At 45.3% G+C, this 19,668-nt stretch carries 18 protein-coding genes and 1 pseudogene; all 19 read left to right on the forward strand.

Annotation, left to right across the window (positions count from 1 at the left end; all coding sequences use genetic code 11):
- Positions 1-147 precede the first annotated feature (147 nt).
- Positions 148-534, forward strand: coding sequence for a LytTR family transcriptional regulator DNA-binding domain-containing protein (locus tag NFS18_RS12380; RefSeq protein WP_251390554.1), 387 nt, complete (start codon positions 148-150; stop codon positions 532-534).
- The gene (locus NFS18_RS12385; protein WP_251390556.1) at positions 506-2,248 is read left to right on the forward strand and encodes a hypothetical protein; all 1,743 of its coding nucleotides are present in this window, start codon (positions 506-508) and stop codon (positions 2,246-2,248) included. The genes NFS18_RS12380 and NFS18_RS12385 overlap by 29 nt, the downstream gene beginning before the upstream one ends.
- Entirely contained in the window at positions 2,248-3,033 is a 786-nt protein-coding gene (locus tag NFS18_RS12390) for a hypothetical protein (RefSeq protein WP_251390559.1), read from the forward strand. Before NFS18_RS12385 ends, NFS18_RS12390 begins: the two co-directional genes overlap by 1 nt.
- A 40-nt stretch (positions 3,034-3,073) precedes the next feature.
- Positions 3,074-4,027, forward strand: coding sequence for an MORN repeat-containing protein (locus tag NFS18_RS12395; protein ID WP_251390561.1), 954 nt, complete (start codon positions 3,074-3,076; stop codon positions 4,025-4,027).
- Between the two features lie 4 nt (positions 4,028-4,031).
- Entirely contained in the window at positions 4,032-5,762 is a 1,731-nt protein-coding gene (locus tag NFS18_RS12400; protein WP_251390563.1) for a TolC family protein, read from the forward strand.
- A 57-nt stretch (positions 5,763-5,819) separates the two neighbouring features.
- Complete coding sequence (locus NFS18_RS12405) at positions 5,820-7,682, forward strand: hypothetical protein (protein WP_251390565.1); 1,863 nt, start codon at positions 5,820-5,822, stop codon at positions 7,680-7,682.
- A gap of 2 nt (positions 7,683-7,684) precedes the next feature.
- The gene (locus tag NFS18_RS12410; RefSeq protein WP_251390567.1) at positions 7,685-8,074 is read left to right on the forward strand and encodes a DUF4280 domain-containing protein; all 390 of its coding nucleotides are present in this window, start codon (positions 7,685-7,687) and stop codon (positions 8,072-8,074) included.
- A 24-nt stretch (positions 8,075-8,098) separates the two neighbouring features.
- Positions 8,099-9,790: a phage tail sheath family protein gene (locus tag NFS18_RS12415; protein WP_251390569.1), complete on the forward strand. Its 1,692-nt coding sequence runs from the start codon at positions 8,099-8,101 to the stop codon at positions 9,788-9,790.
- A gap of 46 nt (positions 9,791-9,836) precedes the next feature.
- A complete protein-coding gene (locus tag NFS18_RS12420) occupies positions 9,837-10,325 on the forward strand; it encodes a phage tail protein (RefSeq protein ID WP_251390571.1) in 489 nt (162 codons plus the stop codon).
- Between the two features lie 15 nt (positions 10,326-10,340).
- The gene (locus NFS18_RS12425) at positions 10,341-10,703 is read left to right on the forward strand and encodes a phage tail assembly protein (protein ID WP_251390573.1); all 363 of its coding nucleotides are present in this window, start codon (positions 10,341-10,343) and stop codon (positions 10,701-10,703) included.
- Positions 10,704-10,720: 17 nt separating this feature from the next.
- Positions 10,721-10,888: pseudogene (locus NFS18_RS19540) on the forward strand (DUF6760 family protein); the annotation flags it as partial.
- Positions 10,878-11,321, forward strand: coding sequence for a hypothetical protein (locus tag NFS18_RS12430; RefSeq protein WP_251390576.1), 444 nt, complete (start codon positions 10,878-10,880; stop codon positions 11,319-11,321). The pseudogene NFS18_RS19540 and the gene NFS18_RS12430, both read left to right, overlap by 11 nt.
- A 207-nt stretch (positions 11,322-11,528) precedes the next feature.
- A complete protein-coding gene (locus tag NFS18_RS12435) occupies positions 11,529-12,125 on the forward strand; it encodes a hypothetical protein (RefSeq protein WP_251390578.1) in 597 nt (198 codons plus the stop codon).
- Positions 12,126-12,153: 28 nt separating this feature from the next.
- A complete protein-coding gene (locus tag NFS18_RS12440; RefSeq protein ID WP_251390580.1) occupies positions 12,154-13,068 on the forward strand; it encodes a CIS tube protein in 915 nt (304 codons plus the stop codon).
- The gene (locus NFS18_RS12445) at positions 13,052-14,182 is read left to right on the forward strand and encodes a phage late control D family protein (protein ID WP_251390582.1); all 1,131 of its coding nucleotides are present in this window, start codon (positions 13,052-13,054) and stop codon (positions 14,180-14,182) included. The genes NFS18_RS12440 and NFS18_RS12445 overlap by 17 nt, the downstream gene beginning before the upstream one ends.
- 1 nt (position 14,183) lies before the next feature.
- Complete coding sequence (locus tag NFS18_RS12450) at positions 14,184-14,990, forward strand: phage baseplate assembly protein V (protein WP_251390584.1); 807 nt, start codon at positions 14,184-14,186, stop codon at positions 14,988-14,990.
- A gap of 17 nt (positions 14,991-15,007) precedes the next feature.
- Positions 15,008-15,373 (forward strand): GPW/gp25 family protein, encoded by a 366-nt coding sequence (locus NFS18_RS12455; RefSeq protein WP_251390586.1) that lies wholly within the window; start codon positions 15,008-15,010, stop codon positions 15,371-15,373.
- Positions 15,374-15,390: 17 nt separating this feature from the next.
- Positions 15,391-17,904 carry a baseplate J/gp47 family protein gene (locus NFS18_RS12460; RefSeq protein WP_251390588.1) on the forward strand — a complete coding sequence of 838 codons (2,514 nt, stop codon included), beginning with the start codon at positions 15,391-15,393 and terminating at the stop codon, positions 17,902-17,904.
- Between the two features lie 30 nt (positions 17,905-17,934).
- A complete protein-coding gene (locus NFS18_RS12465; RefSeq protein ID WP_251390590.1) occupies positions 17,935-19,656 on the forward strand; it encodes a baseplate J/gp47 family protein in 1,722 nt (573 codons plus the stop codon).
- Positions 19,657-19,668: the final 12 nt, after the last annotated feature.

Here is a 19,668-nt window from a genome sequence, read left to right on the forward strand (position 1 = left end):
TTGCTTAAATACCAAAACATTAATGACAAATTTTGACATTTTACGAAAAATCCCAAATTTACTTTTGTGGATATAGTAGCATATACTTAACAGAGTTGGTGTTATACGGCGCTGGTTATTGGCCGGGCTAGAGGAGGAATAGGAAAATTGACGGACAGTAGTATATTTATTATGGATAAAGACAGGTTCTGGGGCAGTGTAGATATGGAAAATATTTATTATATTGAAACGATCAAGTCTACACACTACTATGAGGTGAAGACAAAACACGGGGAAGGAAAACTTCATGCAGATATTGTCGCATTACAACAGTGGCTTCCGGATTATTTTTATAAAAGCAGAGCATCTACACTGGTTAACATGAAGCTGGTTCGAAAAGTGGATACAAAAAACAGACTTTTGTATTTTACGAATGAGATTTGCTGTAGTTATACTGCAAGACGGTCAAAGGAAATCAAGGATATATTAAATATACGGAATTATAGAAATTATAAGGAAGAAGGGAATGAGAAGAATGCAGACACTGCCCTTTGAGAAAAACCGGTATTATTATGGGAAGATGCTGACATCAGGAGATTTTCAGGCAGAGCAGAAATATATAAATGGAAAGCGCAATTTTCTGAATAGTATGCTGCTGGGAAACGGTGTGTTATGCGGGCTTGGGGTGCTGAATCTGGATGACCTGTCGATTCTTGTGGAGAGTGGAGCGGCGATTGATTCTGAAGGAAGGGAAATTATCGTGGACAAGTCGGTTGTGAAGAAAGTGTATGCGCTACCCGGCTTTCAGAAGGAGGATACAGACTGTTTCAGTCTGTGCCTCCGGTATCATGAGGAAGAAACACAGCCGGTCTATGCAGTAAACCGGAAGGAAGGGCAGAATGAATATGAAAACAACCGGATTAAGGAAGGATATGAATTGTTTCTTATTGATAAACGTATATTGGACCGGCAATTTCATCTGGATTCAGAGTTTTTCGTAGAAACAGAGTTGTTTTCTACGAAGGATTACCGGGTGGTGCTTCGTCTCCCGGCAATTGGATGTAAAGGAAGAAAACTACGGATTTCCATTGAGTCAGAAAAGAAAAGTAATGCAAGAAAAAGTGTGGAACTGGCTTACGATTTACAGATGCCGGTATTTTTGACACGGGAGATGAACCACTGTCTGGAAATCAGGGAACGGATAGAACTGTCAAAGTCGGGAGAAAAAGAGAGGAAGGATTACTGGGTGTTCTGTTCACAGTCAGAACTGAAGGAGAGCAGCGTGTTAATTTTGCCTGTAGGACAGAAGAGGGAACGAAAAGAACTGGAATTGAAAGTACGGCTTACAAGGGATGAGCCAGAGGAACTGATCCGCCGGGAACTTGGGAAAATGGGGCTGGAGTTTCATGAGAATTTTGGAGAAGATTCTTTTGTCCGGCTGGCGGACTTGTATATGCGGCATACGGATACTGCCTGTGTGATTCGATATGTGGATGAATCGGTACGGTCATATATTCCTCTTCCTTCGGGTGAAGCACAGAGGAATCTGTATATGTCCTATTATGATAATGGAGAGTGGACTACACCGGTTCAGGAAAAGGAGGTGCTGGCAGAAACGCCTTCCGAAGAAAGAGTATTCTTCCCTGAGGTGAGCTGTGGAACTCTGGAGATTCCGCTGGCAGAAAATATGAGGAAGGGAGCGATATGTTATTCTTCCGAGATTGTACACGGTCTTGGTCCGGGAAATGTCTGTGTGATCACTGGGCTGGACGAAACGGAGGAAGGGGTAGGAAATCTCCGTAAAGTTCCGGCAGTAATATATGGGGATGCGGGATTGTTTGCTGAGAAGAATCCGAATGGAACAAGTGTGGAAACGGCTGTTAAGGTATGGAAAGACAGAGGCAGCTTCCAAGTGGCAGCACAGGTGTATGGTGAGCAGAATACGGTGCTGCTGACAATGCACTGGATAGCATGGAAATATCCGCAGGTTAATAAGGAAACAGAGGATGATATAGAAAAGAAACAAGGGTGGATCGCTCCGGCAGAGGCAGCTGTGAATTTAAAACCGGGAGGCAGACATTTTTTCAGGGTAAATTTCCACAATATGCAGCCATGTACCCTGAAATATGAAGTGACAGAGGAACATGGAGGAAAAATTAAAGAGGATGGAACGTATACGGCGCCAAGACGGACAGGTGTATATGAAGTCAAAATTTCCTGTGAGGAATATCCGGAAATATGTACCTATGTTTATGCAGTGGTGGTGTGATGAGAGGGCAGATACAAGGAATCCTGTATGAAGGAGAAAAGGGAAACGTTGGTCTTGGACAAAAAGAAGACGGTGGTAAGATCTGTGTATGGATTGTAACAGACAGAGAAATCATTCGGAATCTTCTGGCATTGCAGGAAGAACAAAAAGGGAAAGTTCCGTGGGAAAAAAGCTATATGGAGGGAGAAAGCCTGATTTTGAATTTTCCATATGAAAAAAGAAGAAGGCTGACAGAGTTTCTTCCTGCCGGTAAATCTTTGGAGGACTTTTGGATAAAAATTCTGATACTGTGTATGTCCTGTAATCTGCCATGGCCGATGCTGATGTTGGTGTTGGAATCAAAAGCAGTCAATATCAGGCAGGATGGAACTCTTTATATCGGCTATGACCTGAATTATGACAGCATTCATTTTGACGCTGTAGAAGCAGATTGTGTACGGGTATGCGGAAGATGGCTGCAAGACGGTTTGACGGGACGGAAGAAAAAGCAGAGGAAAAAGAGGCTGCCGGAAGAAAAACTGGCAGAAAAGAAATTGAACAGAGGAGTATACAAGACATTTTTAGAATTGTATCAGGACCTGTATATAAGGAAAGTGCAAAAGCAGACAGAGGGCTTATGGCTTCCTAAGGATGACAGGGTATTTTATATATTATTTGGATTCGGACTGATTTTGTTCCTGATCGCACTGGGGACGGTAATTGTCTTCTTGATAACAGGGGAGACGCCTTTATTCCAGCTATTTCAGGAACCGCTACGACAGATCGGAACCGTGCTTCTGGAGTAAGGCTTGTGTAAGAAAAACAGAGCAATGAAGGGGAAAGGAAATGAACGGAATGCAAAAGTGCAGGGGATTATTACCGGAGAAAGAAGAAGATTACATTGTATTCTTCCGCTGGATGATCGGAAGAAGGGCAGCATATTTGGCAGCTTTTCTTTTTATTTTATGCGGAGTAGTTTTGATTTTTTTATGCAGTCCGTTATGGCAGCCGGATATAGGAGGGGGATCATTCCGGCGGTTTGCCTATGACTCCACTTTGCTGAAAGTCTATCATGGAAAGGCAGAGATTATAAATAGTGACGGAACGATAGCTTATATAGGAAAGGTAAAGGACGGCACGGCAAACGGGAAGGGGACATTGTATGAGCAGTCAGGGTCGGTGGTCTATGAGGGAACATTTGCCAATGGGAAATATGAGGGAAAGGGAACACTCTATGCGCCGGGAAACCGGATAATCTATCAGGGGAATTTTTGGCGGAACCGGATTCTTTACGAAGAACTGGTGGGGAAACCTGTAAGTAAGGCTGCAGAATGCTATCAGGGGAAGAGGACTGTTTACAGTTATGAGGATTGTGTCTGTACGGCAATGCGGGAAATCGAGGCGGTATATTATACAGTCCGGGATGAAGATTCGCTGGAGGATGAGTGGACCGTGGAGGGTGTATATGTGCTGAAACCAGAGTTCTTTGGAGATGAGGACGTGCTTGTAAGCTGGTCGGACTTGGAAGTATATTTTGGAGAGGAAGAATATTCCGGGACTATGGCTGTAAAGTTTCAGGATGTGGCAGCAGTCCGGGTGATGAGGGAAGTACGAGGAGAAGACGCGGCGGATGGGATGGTCCTTATGGAAACCTTCCGTCAGGTTTACGAGGTTACGGCATTTCATCCGGAAGAGAATCTGGAAATCCGTACTTATAAAAAAGATGATTTCTGGTATACATTTTTCGGCGAGAAAGGGAACGAAGGATTTTCCTTCTATCTGATAGAAACGGAGGGATGAAAGGATGCTGAAAAAATTTTTAGCCCTTGTACTTTGTATCTGTATACCGACAGCTATACTTCCGGGTGAAAGTCAGGCTGCATGGAATACGGTGACGCTAAAGCAGGTACAGGAGCTTGCCTTTGCAAATAACAGCGCTTATCAGAAACTGGAATCAGAATTACTATTGTTGAAAACAAAATATTCGGATGCTGTGAAATCTATCTGGCTGAAACAAAAGGACATGATGACGTTTCGGTGGAGCCCGTTACTTAATTTTCAATTTCCGGAGTGGCCCGATCAGGCAGATGCCTATGACTGGCAGTATAAGCCGATTCAGATTCAGGCGGATATTTCTGCTCTTCTTCATGAGATGGATGATATCCGGTATGAATCGCTGGAAAAGAGTTCATTGTTGTATACAGAGCTGTATCTGGAACAGGAGCAACTGGCATTTCTTGAAGAGCAGATAAGGGAGCTGGAGGAATCTATCGGACGAAATGAACTGCTTCTGCCGCTGGGGGAAGCAATACAGTCAGAGACAGACGCGATGTATCAGTCAAGGGATGCATTACAGTTAAAGCTTAAAAACTTGAAAAGCGAGATTGGACAGAACCAGAAAGAACTGATTCAAATGACTGGGCTTGTATTGTCTGGAATAGAGGCGGAAATACCATGGAATCTGGAAAATCCATTTATTTCTGCGAATATAGGAGAGGATGTCCTGCCAAAACTGACTGCCCACATGCTCAATAACAGTCAGGCTTATTATGAGGCAAAAATGGATACAAAGCTGGGACTGAAAAGTCTGGAGATTAATGAAAAATTGCTGAAGAAGCAATACGGAAAGAAGATGCAGAGCCTGCAGTCTTTTATCAATCAGGCAAAGCAGGGAATGGAGCTGGACGGCGCGGCATTTCAGCTTGCCTATGAACGATTTCTGGAGGCAGCCGACAAGCCTTGGAACGGCAGTATTCGGATTTTATTTATAAAAATTCCGAAGGAGTGGTTCAAGGGCTCTCTGGATGGCGTGCGGTATATTCAGGACGATCCGTATGTGCTGCATACAGCGGCTCTGGAATATGTGAATCTGGTAAAGGCAGAGGAGCAGATGAAACGTGAACTGACTGCGCAGGCGGAGAAGAGTTACCGGGCACTGGTCAGCGCTGAAGGTTCTTATATCAGCCTGACAGAGGCTGTGGAAAAAGAGGGACGGCTTCTGGAAAAAGAAACGGTGAAAAACAAACTGGGACTGCTGACGCAGGATGAATTGCGGGGAATTAAGAAAAGCTATGAAGAACTGCAGATGAATGAATTGGAGGCACTGGCAGAATATAGTAAGCTGCTTTATTCTTTCGATCGTCTTACCTGTGGGGGAGTGACTGCTTATCTGGCTGGGGAATCACTGGATACAGAGGTGGGATCCGGTGGAAACAATGATATTACAAACGAAAATGGTGAGGAGGAGGTTCCGGAAAAACCGACGTATTACATTCGGTCTGTAATAGAGGATCAGATGTTCGTCTTTGGAATTTCTGTTCCCGAAGGATTTACTCCGGAAATCACATCATTTGAACTGTGGGTCAATGAAGTACAGATTGGTGGGAGAATCCCCGCAGGACAGCCGCTTCGGCATCTGACGCTGTCAATAAACGGAATAGATACTGCCAGAGTTAAGCTGTATAACGGGGAGGAACTGGTAACAGAATGTGAGATTGAGACAATGGTAAGCAGCGCGCCTCTGCAATTTGAATGAAAAACAGCTTTTACTGGGGAGAGGAAATAGATACCTGCAAAATAAAGGAGAATGCGGTTGGGAAGAAAATACAAAAAAGTCTGGAAAACGATATTGTACATACTGTTTGCATGTTTTTTGGCGTCAGGAGGAAAGAGCCTGACTGTACAGTCGGCACCGGAAGAAGTGCAGGCAGTACATATTGAACCGTCAGAAATTGAAACCTCTACACTGGCAATCGGCACACACCTGATCTATCTGGGGGCTATGAATGATATGATTTATGAACTGGCTCAGGAAACGGCTCAGAATTTCAATCAGTCGGAGATATATTACAAGTCGGAGCTGGGGGAGGATGGCTGGTATTCTATCGGGGGAGCAGATTCGGTACAGGTGATTCTGCCGGAGGGGAACAGGATAGATGAGGAGAAGATAGGAGCTCTTTTCTTTACACATCATACCCGTTCAGACGGAGTGACATATGATTTGCGTACGAATGAACCGGTCTGTCTCTTTGATATCAATAATCCTTATGACAGAAATGAACTTTCTGAACTAGAGGAGCTGCGGGACCAGAAAACTCTTTTGAGAAAAGGGGGAATGGACATTGGATTTCTGGAGGATTTTTTTGAGGAAGGGAAAAATTCAGAGATTCAGGTCAGGCAGATGTGGGGCAGACAGATTCAGACGCTGCATTCAGTGTATTTAGCCGCCGCCGGGAATGGGGAAACTGAGAGACAAACGATACTTCTGGAATTAATGGAGCAGGCAGATGCAGTCAGGAGACTGGACTTTAACCGGGAAACACTGGAATCGCTGAATGTACTGCTGGATACTGTGACTGGTTCAGAGACACTGTCGGGAAATGCAGATTTGATACAGGCAATCGGAGTGTGTATTGGGAATCTGCAGACAAGTATGGATGCGCGGGAGAGTAAAGCTTCTTCTTTGGGAGGGAGTGTACCCTCAGAAGGTGACTCAGTGTTGGCACAGGTGGAGAAGGAACTTACAGAGGAGTTATTAAATGCAGCGGAGACAGAAAATGATGCACTATGGGGATTATTAGATGAAAGGGCTGCTTTATCCCACATTGAGAATGGAATTTGCGTAGATAAGAGAGCTGAGAAAGCAGTTTTGGATAACCGATTACTTCCTATGGGTGAAACGCTTTATGAAAGTACCGGGGATGAGGTGATTTTACAGGAATTAAATTATTACCAGACTCTTCGGGAACAGATAGAAGGAAGGGATCAGAAAGAGATGTCTGACGGAGACAGAGAGACAGGGACAGAGCAAAACGAACCGGATGGAGTATGGATAAAGGCATTTTTGGAGAAGGAGCTGAAGAGTGGATTTGGAAATGCAGATTCAAGAGCACAGAATACAGTTCTTCTCGCACTGGCGAAATACTGTGAGGTTTCCGATGAAGATACTTCCAGTGAAAATACTTCAAAGACACCTGATCAGGAAGAAGCACAAACCGCAGCAGAACTTTTGTGGGAGTTAGCAGCGGAGGCATCAGAAGATGAAGAGGGCGGTGTATTTCCCCAAGGAGGCAGGGAACTCTCTGGTCAGACACAAGGGAGCGGAGGAATGGAAACAATCCTTTATGCTCCGGTAAGAAAGGCTGCCATGTGGTGTTCTATGCGGTATGTATGGAAACAAGAGCACCGTCAGGCAGTTTTGGCAAAGAGAGGTAGGTATTATCGGTTTGAGGCGTTTTCAGATCAGGTAGTAAGAGAAAGAAAACAGACAGATCAGATGGAAAGTATAGCAACATATGATTCCAAACTCTATCTTCCGGGCAGTTATCTGCAAAAAGAGTTTGGGGTGAATATCCGTTTGCTGGGAGAGACCGGGTACGCACTTTTTGCGGAGAAAGAGGTGGAGACAGAGGCAGAGGAACTTAGTGAAAAGCTGTTGGAGAGAAGGGGGGGATAGGAATGGGGATAATGGTGGTACAAGGAGCGGCGCTCCAATGTTCTTTCGGTATGGCGCCGGGAAATTTATGTGGCACAGGGAATATGACTTGTCTTGCAGATGGAAAGCCCATGGCTACAATTCAGGACGTAGCTGCGGGCAGTCAGATTACGCCTTTCGGTATGTGTCAGTCACTTGCCAATCCGCAGGTTGCGGCAGCAACTGCGGCGGCACTTGGTGTACTGACACCTCAGCCGTGTATGCCTGTGACGGCGGGAACATGGATTCCAATGAAACCAGGTGTGCTTATAGGCGGGGTTCCGTGCCTTATGCAGGACTCACAGCTAATCTGCTCAAATGGAATGGGAATCATTACAATCTGTGCACCGGGGCAGGCTTGTGTGAATGGATGACAAAAAAAGAAGGGAGAATTATATATGGCAGAATATTTATCACCAGGAGTATATGTAGAGGAATATGACAACGCGCCCCGCGGAATGGAAAGCGTGGGAACGAGCACTGCGGGTTTTGTAGGGATTGCAGAAAAAGGAAGTGTAAAGGGAGCACCGGTCCTGGTTACTAATTATGCGGAATTTGTCCGTAAATTCGGCGGATATTTCAGTGAATTTGCGTTCGGAGAGTACCGCTATCTTGCAGGTGCGGTAGAGCAGTTTTTCATAAATGGAGGTACCCGTTGTTATGTGGCGCGTGTTGTACCAAAGGATGCAAAGACTGCTGAATTTAAAAATGATATGCTGACGATAAGAGCAGCCAGTCCGGGGAGCTGGGGCAACCGGATTTTGCTCGAATTTGGAGAAGTAACAAGAAAGAAAATGCAGCTTTTGGAGAAAAAATCAGATACGGTGTATGTGGCAAAGCATACTGTTGGATTTGAAGAGGGCAGTCTTGTCAAAATTGGAGAAGAGTACAACAGGATTACAACCATTTTCGGAAAAGAGGTGACCTTTGAACAAGAATTTGCACAAGAGGTGACAGATACGGATCTGGTACCAGAGAGGGTACTGTATCTGGTAGAGCTGGAAGTACAGGTGCATTGTCAGGATATGACAGAGGTGTTTTCAGAGTTAAGCCTTTCCCCTTCTTCTCAAAATGAGATTCAGCTTCGGATGAAATCGGGGGAACTGGCAACATTGAAACTGGATCCAGAATGGAGGCAGGAATTGAAAAATCCGGTGGAACAGCTTCTGGGAGAGAATATATCTTCTGTCGTGTTGGAACATGGAAGTGACGGAACGATGGAGATGATCAATGAGGGAACCTTTATAGGGGAAGATAAAGGACCGGGGGAAAGAACCGGAATCCAGGCATTTCTGGAGAATACAGTTGTCAGCATTATGGCGGTACCGGGAATTACCATGCCGGCTGTTATAGTGTCGCTGATCGCCCATTGTGAGAACACGGGAAGCCGCTTTGCAGTACTGGACATGCCCCGTGACCTTACAAAGCCGGATAAGCTGCTGGAATACCGTGAACTGGTAGACAGTACTTATGCGGCAATGTACCATCCGTGGATTCAGTGTTTTGACCGTTCTGCGCAGAGGCAGGAATATTTTCCGCCGTCAGGAGCTGTTTTGGGTGTGTATTCCAGGACAGACGTAACGAGAGGGGTACATAAAGCGCCTGCCAATGAAACGGTGTCTTGTACAGGGTTAAGTATTCCATTTACAAAAGGTGAACAGGATATTTTAAATCCGGCAGGTGTCAATTTGATCCGTGCGATGCCGGGGCTGGGAATCCGAATCTGGGGGGCGCGTACTGCAAGCAGCAATGCCTCTTTTAAATATGTAAATATCCGGCGGTTATTTATCTTCGTAGAGGAAAGCATTAAGGCAAATACAAACTGGGTTGTTTTTGAACCGAATGACGAGGGACTATGGAATCGTGTAAGACAGTCAATTTCCGGCTTCTTAAATACACTTTGGAGGGGCGGTATGTTTGCGGGGGCGACGCCGGCGGAAAGTTACTTTGTAGATATTGGTCCTTCTACCATGACCGCAGATGATATCCAAAACGGAAGGCTGATCTGCAACATCGGAATTGCGCCGTCGCGTCCGGCTGAGTTTGTGATATTCCGTGTGACACAGCATACGTCCGAATCTGGAGAATGATATGACGAAAAATGATAAGTAAAAAAGAAAAAAGGAGAAAGAAGCTATGGCAGATTCAGGTTTGATCTATCCATTGACAAAAATGAATTTTATTGTAGAAGCAGGAGACGGGGTTGCAGCATTTACGGAAGTAAGCGGAGTAGAGGCAAGTGTGGATGTAGTGGAGTTTCGTCAGGGAAATTCTAACAGTCTGGCGCCTGTTAAGATACCGGGGCTTGTTAAGCATGGAAATGTGACGTTAAAGTATGGCTGCACTCTGAATAATAAATTTCTGGAATGGGCGGCAAAATGTGTCAGCGAGATCAGAGGCGCTGAAGATATCAAACGAGAGGTTAAAATCGAACTTATGGATCTCTCCGCAGGTGCTCCTAAGGACATACAGGATAAAACATCCGGCTCTTGTGTCTGGATTTTAAAAAATGCGTGGGTGATGAAATATTCTGCACCAGATTTGAATTCTACTGCATCAGAGGCAGCAGTCGAGAGTGTGGAACTGGCATACGAGGAACTGACAATTCCAGGACAGACGGCATAAAGCGAGGAGTAGAGGATGAAAACAGAATATGAATTTGAGCTTCCGAGAGGATACAGGGACAACTCCGGGGAGATCCACAAAAAAGGAAGAATGCGGCTGGCAACGGCGGGAGATGAACTGGTGGCGGCGAGAGATCCGAGAGTGCTGAACAATCCGTCTTATCTTACGGTAGTACTGCTTTCCAGAGTTATAACAGAGATGGAGGGTCTGGAGACTGTCAGTGTCCATGTGATGGAAGAGCTGTATACGGCAGATCTTGCATTTTTGCAGGATATGTATCAGAAAATCAATGATCTTGAGCTTCCGGTCATGAAGGTAGTATGTCCCAGTTGTGGACAGGAGCATGAGGTGCAGATAAATTTTACGAGAGGGGCTTAAGCCTCTGCCCGGAAGAAGAGTTATATCGGGAAACGGCATTTATTGCTTATTATTTTCATTGGAGGATGGCGGATATACTTGCACTGGAGCACAGAGACAGGCGCAGATGGTGCAAAGAGATTTCAGATATCAATGAAGAGCGTAATCCGTCAGAGAGAAAGGAGCGGAACATATTTGCCAGATAGGCAGGATGCATATGGAAAAATCAGAAATATGAACTTTCAGCTGGTGGTTGAGGAGCATGCGCTGGAGTGCAGAAGTATTAACACCTTTACGCAGGAAATTGAATATGAGGTGATTGCAGAGGGCGGATGCAGCGATACGGTACATATCCGAAAAAAACCGCTTGCTAAGCCATTTACCTTTCAGGTAGAGAGATATGTGCAGGCAGGGCATCAGGATGTATTGGAAATCGGCAGTTTTTTTGAACGTCTTATACTGGAAATCAGCGCAAGGCCGGGAGATTTTTCTGCTCCGCAGGTATCGTTTATTTTTTATGGATGTCTGGTGAGCGGTAAAAGCTATAATGGAATGAATGCGGAAAAATCAGACCTGCTTGTAGAAACAACAACCATCGTATATGAGCAGTTGGAAGTAGCAAGTAACAGTTTGGTATAGGGCTTGTTACAGTTCAGCCCAGGACTTTGCACTGGCTGCAAAGTCCGTGAAATAACGTATAGGTAGAGATGCATCAAGCCACCACGAAGTAGTTTTGCATGGCTTGATGCCTGTAACAGGAAGCCGAAGGCTGAACTGTTACTAGGACTTTGCATTTACTGCAAAGTCCGTAAGAATGTGTGGTGAAGAAATGGCAGTTAGAATTTCATGAAAAGAAACATATGGAAGTGGCTCAGCCATTTGATGAAGCCGAAGCAGATGGCGGAAGAGCTCCAGAATGAAGAGAAGGGGAGTTTTGAGAAAGCAGTATGCCAGCGGTATCAGTGGAAACAGGAGAATTTTGCGGGGACGCGCCTTCTCCATCTGGCGGGGCTTCCGATTCAGACACAGAGGGAGAATGTTTCTCTTACTGTGGACCGGAAGATGATCCAGCAGCAGTATCAGTACAAGGAGGAGCTTAATTGTGTCAACCGGAAGATCTGTGCAATAGAAATGGAAGAGAAGCAGTTTCGGCAACAGGCTCACCGTATGGGTCTGAAATTGAAGGCAGCTGAGAAAAGAGAGCGCGAAGAAATCTGCTTACGGCAAAAGCAGGTCCGCAATCTGGAAGCTGATATTGAAAGGGCAGTAAAGAAACTTCGGGAAGAGATGGATGAGCGGGAACGTTCTTATAGAAGAAGAACAGAAAACTTAGAGCTGTATAGCCGGCGTCAGATTGAAAGGCAGGCAGAAATGGCGGAAACGAAAGTTTACAGGAGACTGGAACGGGAGCTTTTAAATGAAAGGCGAAGGAGAGGTCTATAACGTACCGTATGTAAACGGGGGAGTATAAGTGAAAAAAACTGAAGCATTTTTTAAATTTCAAAATACAGACGGCAGTGGGAAAGACGAATTTGTACTTCCTTTCTGTCCGGCAGGCATTCGGTTTTCTGTCGGATATAAAAGGAAGAAAAAAGGAGATTTACAGGAAAGGGGAGGCAGCGTCTCCAAAAAATCGGTAGAGCAGCAGTTGTTTTCTGGTGTGACGATGAGTATGCATCTGATATTTGATAAAAGCCGGGAGGGAACATCCGTGAAATCGGATGTAGAGCGTCTGATGCTGGAATTAAGGGAAAGCTTGTCGGACCGGCAGAGTATGTTTTGCTGGGGAACGACTATATTTCAGGGAGTATTGGAACAGGTATCAGCTAATTATGTAATGTTTGGACCGGATGGCGCTGCCTTGCGTGCGGAAATGGATGTAACAGTTGCATGCAGAGAGAAGGAAGCGTTGAAACAATTTTTTCAGGCGGATTATGAGACTATATTCAAACCGAAAAATTCGGTAAAGCACAGAGAAGGCAAGGCAGTTCTGACAGTTAAGGGAAATGAAAGAGACAAGGAATATCAGGTACAGTATAATCCAGGTTCCATACAGTGTACGAGAAACAGAGAGATATCTCTTGCAGGAAAGGATTCAGGAAGAGCGGCGGATAATCCTGCACAGCACACGTTTGCAGAAGACGGATCTCTTTCTCTGGAGCTTCTTTTTACAGGGAAGGAGACACAAACGCAGGTCAACGGGCTGCTTGGAATGAAAGTGATTGATGATCAGAAACCAGTAGCACTTTGCTGGGGAGAGCAGTATTTTTTGGGATGGATTTCTTCGGTACAAGGGGAGTACACATCCTTTCAGAATAATGGGGAACCGGATAGCGGGAAGGTAAGTCTGACGATTTCAGGTACAGAATATGAAATATCAATATAAAAAATTAAAGGAACGGTATGAACATTTTGCCTGTCCGGTTGTCCGTCTCTGCGTGGAGGGAAAATGGCTGGATGAATGTGTGGCAGATATCCTTATCAGTGAGGTACACGTGCATCTGACCTGTGGATATGAAGCGGGAGACGCAGTAGTAACACTTCATGGAATTACAGACGAGACAGACAACACATTTTTATGGGAGCAGTTAAAGCCTTATGTATCACTGGGCTCAGATGTAATTTTAAAAATGGGGTATCCCAATGAAACAGAGGAGGTATTTTGTGGTTATATTGCCTGTGTGGAATGTATCTGTGCAGAACTGCCGTCCATAGAACTGACTTTGATGGATATAAAGGGAGTTATGATGAGTGGTACCAGAGCGGCACAGTTAAAAAGCAGAAATTATGGAGATGCTGTGAAGGAAATTCTGGGAGGGGACAGATACCGGGAGCTGAAAGAGAAAGAAATGTTCAGAGGAATGCGTATTTCTGATACGCCGGACAAGCAGAACGGACAGGAAGAAGAAATGAGAACCATCGAGTGTGTGTCAGAAAGTGATTATGATTTTGTCGTCCGGGCAGCAAAAAAATTTGGCTATGAGTTCTTTGTGGACTGCGGTATGGTGTACTTTCGCAAAGCGCAGTCCGATGATACTGTCCTGATGGAATTAAAGCAAGGGGAAGCAGCACTTTCAGCGAGTGTGCTGTACGATATCCGGGGAATTGTAAAAGAGACAGAGGTGCGGGCGCATGATGATGCAAAAGGAACATTGATATATGCTTCTGCCGTGCAGAAAAATAAACTCTCTTACGGAAACCGGACTGGAAGGATCATAAATCAGACAAAGAAGGTGTATATGGAACCATGTGTGAGGTCAAAAACAGACGCGTCTTCTCGGGCAGATGCTCTGCTTAAAGAAAATCTAAGCCGTTTTGGAACACTGGAGTGTGAGTGTATCGGGATGCCGGTATTGAAGCCGGGATATTTTGTACATTTGAAGGGGTATGGAATTCCGGTGGACAATCAGTTTTATGTGACTGCGGCGGAACATGTTTTGTCTGAAAATGGATATACTACGAGGCTTATTGCCGTGGCAGAGGGAATGAAGGAGGTTTAAAGTGTCGATATTAGACAGTATTAGTGAACTGGCGGCAGATCAGATACAAAAAACAGGACAAGAACGGATTTCAGGGATTGTAATCGGTGTAGTAGCAGAGAATTATAGTGAAGCATATCCGGGGCAGATTAAAGTAGAAATTCCTGTGCGTGATGAGAGCGCTAATGTTTTGAAATGGGCAAAAGTAGTTTTTCCTTATACCGGCGCCGGGTGGGGGATATATTTTTTGCCGGAAAAGGACGATCAGGTGATACTGGCATTTGAGAACGGAAGTATTGACCGTCCTTTTGTCATAGGTTCTATTCCTAGGGAGAAGGACAAACAGCTTACAAAATCAGCGGATGAACGTAACAGGATCAAGCAGATTGTTACCCGGAATGGCAGTCGTATTACAATGGAAGACGGCGAAGATGAAAATGGGGGAAAGGATCGGATCATACTAAGTACAGCGGAAAAGGAACTGATGCTTTTGCTGGATAATGAGAATGATACGATTGAGATTTCTGATAAGAAAGGAAACAGCCAGATAAAAATGAACGTTGAAGAAGGCAGTATTGTTATCAGGGCAGATAAAAAGATTACTTTGCAGGCGGGGGATTCAGCAAAATTAGTACTGAACGGGGAAAATAACAGCCTTAAGGGTTTAGCAGATAAAATCCAGATGAAAGGCAGCCGCGCTTTGGAATGTAAGTCAGACGGCAGTTCAAAATTTACCGGGCAGCAGATCGTTATAGAAGCAGCTGCATCTTTGAAATGTTCTAGCAGTGGAATGGCGGTGCTTTCCGGAACTCCGGTAAAAATAGGATAAAGGAAGAGGGGGATAGAATGGCGGCAGGGATGAAGTTTCCGATACAGATTAATCCGGCAACGGGAAGATTTGTAGAATCAGAAGGGGTGGAAAATATCCGGGAGTCAGTATATATGATACTGATGACACAGAAGGGAGAGCATCCCATCAGGAATAAAACCGGCAGCACAATTTTGTCTTATCCATTTATAGATATTTCTTCTACCAGAATACACATGCTGGAAAGAGAGGTACGGGAAACTCTTCTTCGGCAGGAGCCGAGGATTTGTGATGTGCAGGCACATGCGGCCAAGGAGCCGGGAGAGGATTGCCTGATGGTCAGGGTTGAATACCGGGTGAAAGAGACCGGGGAAACACAGTCACTGGAACTTCAAGTTGGTTAAGGAGGAGAAAGAGCAGGATGACGTGGGAGAAAATACTTCGCCTGGCAGCGGATTATCTGCCTCAGTGGAAGATACCGCAGGAACCGCCGGATATGGGGGAAGTTGTTGCAGGACTTTTTACAGAAATGATGGAGTCATGTGAGAAAAAATTTGAAAAGCTGCCGCAGCGGGCAAGACAGGAACTACTTAGTTTGTCGGGAATCCGTCCTCTTCCGGCGAAACCTGCGCATACGATCCTTGTAGCAGAGACAGAAAACAGTCTGAGTGAATCCGTAAGGATTCCGAAAGGAAGTCCATTTCTTTATGACAGAAATGACAGGGAGAATTCGGTCGTTTTTACTTCTGAGCAGGAAATACTAGCAGTTTCGTCTAAGCTGACAGATATATTGTCAGTTTCGGAGAAGGCAAGGCATATAAGTGAAAGGAAACTTCCGGGGATGGATGCCCCCCTTCGGCTATTCTCTGCCGAGGGTGAGAATCTGTACAGAGAGGAGCTGGTGCTCAAACATTCCCGCCTTATGCCATCGGTCTTGCGGATTCCAACGGCATTTTTAAGAAAAGCGGGGCTGCAGTGTACGGGAGCCAGACTGCGGGCCGGAGGGGCAGGAATCCAGCCGGAGCTTCTGTATGATGGGGAAAGAGAACTAAATGTGGAGAAGGCAGTCGTTTTTGGAGAGGAAATACTGGAATATAAAGAATGCTGGATTGGACATGAGAATGTATTTTCAAAAGCAGGAGCAGAGATTACCTTGTCCTTTGAACTGGAAATGAAGATGTTTCAAAAGGGGGCATATCCAGAGGAAAAAAAAGAATGGAAGTTGATACAGAAAAAGCCGATGGAGGACAAAAGGCAGCCGCCGGATGTGTGGCCCGAAGAGATTGCATTTTCCTATTATTCCGGTCTTGGCTGGAAAAAACTGGATTTAAAAAAGGATGAGACAAAGATATTTGCACAGGATAAAAGGAGCCGGCGGTGTGAGCTTCGGTTTCAGTGTCCCGATGACTGGGAGCAGGTCATTGCCGGGGGAAATGAGATAAAGTGTCTGCGGATACAGGTTGTGAAAGCACCCTGTTGCTATGAAACAATAGGACTGCACCATTATCCGGTACTAAGCAGGATTCAGCTTGCTTATTCATATGGAGAAAAAGGTGTCCTTCCAGAACAGGTAATCCTGCCCCGGGAATTTCCCTATAGAGGGGAGAACGTTTTACTTGGTTTTGACAGGATATTTCCGGCCGGAAGAGTCAGTTTACTGTTTCTACTGGCGGAATCTGTGAGGGCAGAGAGAAAAAAGATTGTTTTTGAGTGCTCTACAAAGGATGGATTCTGTCCGGTCGCAGTGGAGGATAAGACGGATGGACTTATCCGTTCTGGTTTGATCTATATGGAGATTCCGAAAAAGGCGGCAAAGCTTACTGTAGAGGGAAGAGAGAGGTTCTTTATCCGGCTGCGGAAAAGCGATATAACAGACCGCATGCAATTTGAGCCGGAGATTACGGGGATACTGTTAAACGGAGTTGAAGCGTGCAATTTTGTCTGGACGAAAGAGCGGGAATATTATCTGGAAGAAGCAGTGCCTTATCCTGAATTTCCTGTTGAGGGAGAGTATCTTCTGGAGGCGGAAGTGAAGGTGAGGGAGGGAGAGCAATATGTTCTTTGGGAAGAAGTGGAGGATTTTGAGAAGGGCGGATATAAGCAAAGGGGGTATGTGCTGGACCGGCAGGAAAAAGTGGTAAGGTTCGGTGACGGTAAACGCTTTAGGGTGCCGGAGTGTACAGAGACGGCTGCGGTAGTTATCCGTGTCTGTACTTGTGAAGGCGAATTTGCTAATCTGCCCGGCGGGACGGAATTTATCCCCGGATATTCTGCCAGATTATTAGGAAGAGTGTATCAGCCGCTTTTGTCCTATGGCGGCAGAAATCCGGAAATTGAAGAACAGATGTGGAAACGGAGAGCTTTTTTTATGAACAGCAAAAGAAGACTGGTTTCCAAAGTGGATTTCCAGTCTCAAATCTGCGAATATGCGGATGAGGCTGTGAGAACGGCTTTTGTTACAGAAGAGGACGGTACAGATACATTGGTTGTTTTAATGAAAGACTTCGGAAAAGGATCTCTGTCTTTTGAGCAGATGAAAACGAGGCTGGAGCATATGTGGAGAGACAGGCGGGGAGCCGCATTTCAGAATATGAGGATAAAAATCATAGAACCACTTGTGATCCGGGTGGCTGTAGAAGTCTGGCTTACAGGGCAGTGTGAAGATCGTTTCTTGTATGAGGAGGAAATCTTAAACCAGTTGGAGGCGTTCTTTTCACCGGAATGTGGATGGGAGATCGGAAGGCTGGTTTCAAGACAGGATTTGGAGAGGATGCTGTATCAGGCAGAAACGACAGTATCTTTAAAATATTTGAATGCGGTATTTTCTTATCATGACTTAAGCGGTACGTATACGTGGAATCTGGATGAAGAGCGGAAAATCCCGACGGCAGTGTGTATTAGCGGGGAACATAAGGTGCACTGGATAGAAACATAAGATGGGATAAAAACAGGAGGTACGGGGATTGTGATAGTTAGAAGAAAGATGACTGTGGGAGAGCAAAGAAAGGCGGAAGAAAGACTTAGAAGAGCAGAATCCCGGATTCCCTTTTATACCAGTAAGCAGATGAATCGGCTGCCCGCAGAGCCGGGGATGACTATTCTGGAAAATCTGGTGGTGCTGGAGCTGTTACTGGAGGAAGAACTGGAAGACATTCCAGAGTCTGTTAGAAGGAAACTGATGGAATTATATGGTGTGACAGCAAGTGAAGGAAAGAATGCAAGAACACTTCTGCAACCGGAGCAGATTCCTGGACCGCTTTGTTTTTTTCCGGGACAGAAATTCAGAAGCGGAGAGATGTGCTTTGAAACGATGTATGATGAAACAGTCATGCCGGGAAAACTACAGAAAGTATTTCTGGAGGAAGAAGGGAAATTCAAAGAGATTGAAGAGCTTCAGCATAACAATCCACTGGCAGCTTATCCCTTTGGGAAAAAGCCAGAACCCGGAAGCTGCATGTATCTGCTTTTTGACGGAGCAATTCCGTCAGGGGACAGACCTTTGATTCTGGCAGTAACGGCAAATCCATTGTTTCCGAGAAACCCGGCAAAGAAAAAAGAATTTCCTGTATTTGCAGAAATCAGATGGAGCTGTTATACCAGGGAGGGCTATCAGGAAATCCGGCATGAAGATGATACGGGAGGTTTTTTGATAAGCGGTGAAGTGAGACTGTGGATGGACGGGATTCATCCCGCGGCAACAAAGATCGGTACATATGAAGGGTATGTTCTGCGGTGTGAACTGGTATGGGAACGGTATGATGTCAATCCCAGGATTGCCGGCATTGACGGTCCTCTTCTGGAAGTTTGGGAGCGCGATACACTTGGAACTGTCTGCACTGCCAGGGCGGGAGAAAGACTGAGGATTCCATCCATTTTCCCGGAAGAAACATATACCTGGATATATGAAAAAGAGGGGACTTCTTACATTTCTGTTACGGAGGAACATTTGGAAAATGTGCAAAAAGCAGTCTGCATGTGCAAAAAGCTTGCACTTCAGAAAACGCTGGGGATTATTTACGGGTATGATAATCAGGAATTTGATGTGAGCCGCTTAGGGAGGATACTGCCGGGAAGTCTGGAACTTATGGCAGTGGAAAAAGACAGAGAAAATGGTCAGACGCGGGTGACTTTTTTTCCGCAGAAGGAAGATGCAGAGACGGAAACACCGCTTCTGTTTGTCTATGATGAAGAGAAGAGTGTGATCCGGATTACAGACCCCGGAGATTATACGGGCTGTGAGTTATCCATTGCCGGGTGTGCTTTGTATCATGGGAGGGAGGGCAATCTGCTGAAGGGTAACTACTTTGTCAGGGCAGGAGGGAGTGAGGAAGAACTCTACTGTAACCGGTGTCCGGGGCAGGGAGGACAAAATCCGGATACATGGAAGGAGATGTGTCAGATTCTGAGGGAGGAGCAAAGGAAACCATATACTGCGGTGACAACGAAGGATTATGAAATACTGGTGAAAGAAATTCCGGGATTGTGTATTCAGAATGTAAGGGTTTATTCGGAGGAAGATGGAACGGTGGTTGTAGCAGTTCAGCCTTATTCGGAAAAAAAAACCACGAACCTGCCAGCGGGTTATTTCCGTCAGATCCGGAACTATCTGGAGGAAAAGAGACTTTTGGGTACCAGGATAGAAATCAGGGGATGGCATGATACACCGGATAAAATGCAGAAGGAGTAAAATCAAAGAAAA

It is taken from the genome of Mediterraneibacter agrestimuris, assembly GCF_943193195.1.
Lineage (GTDB): Bacteria > Bacillota > Clostridia > Lachnospirales > Lachnospiraceae > Schaedlerella > Schaedlerella agrestimuris.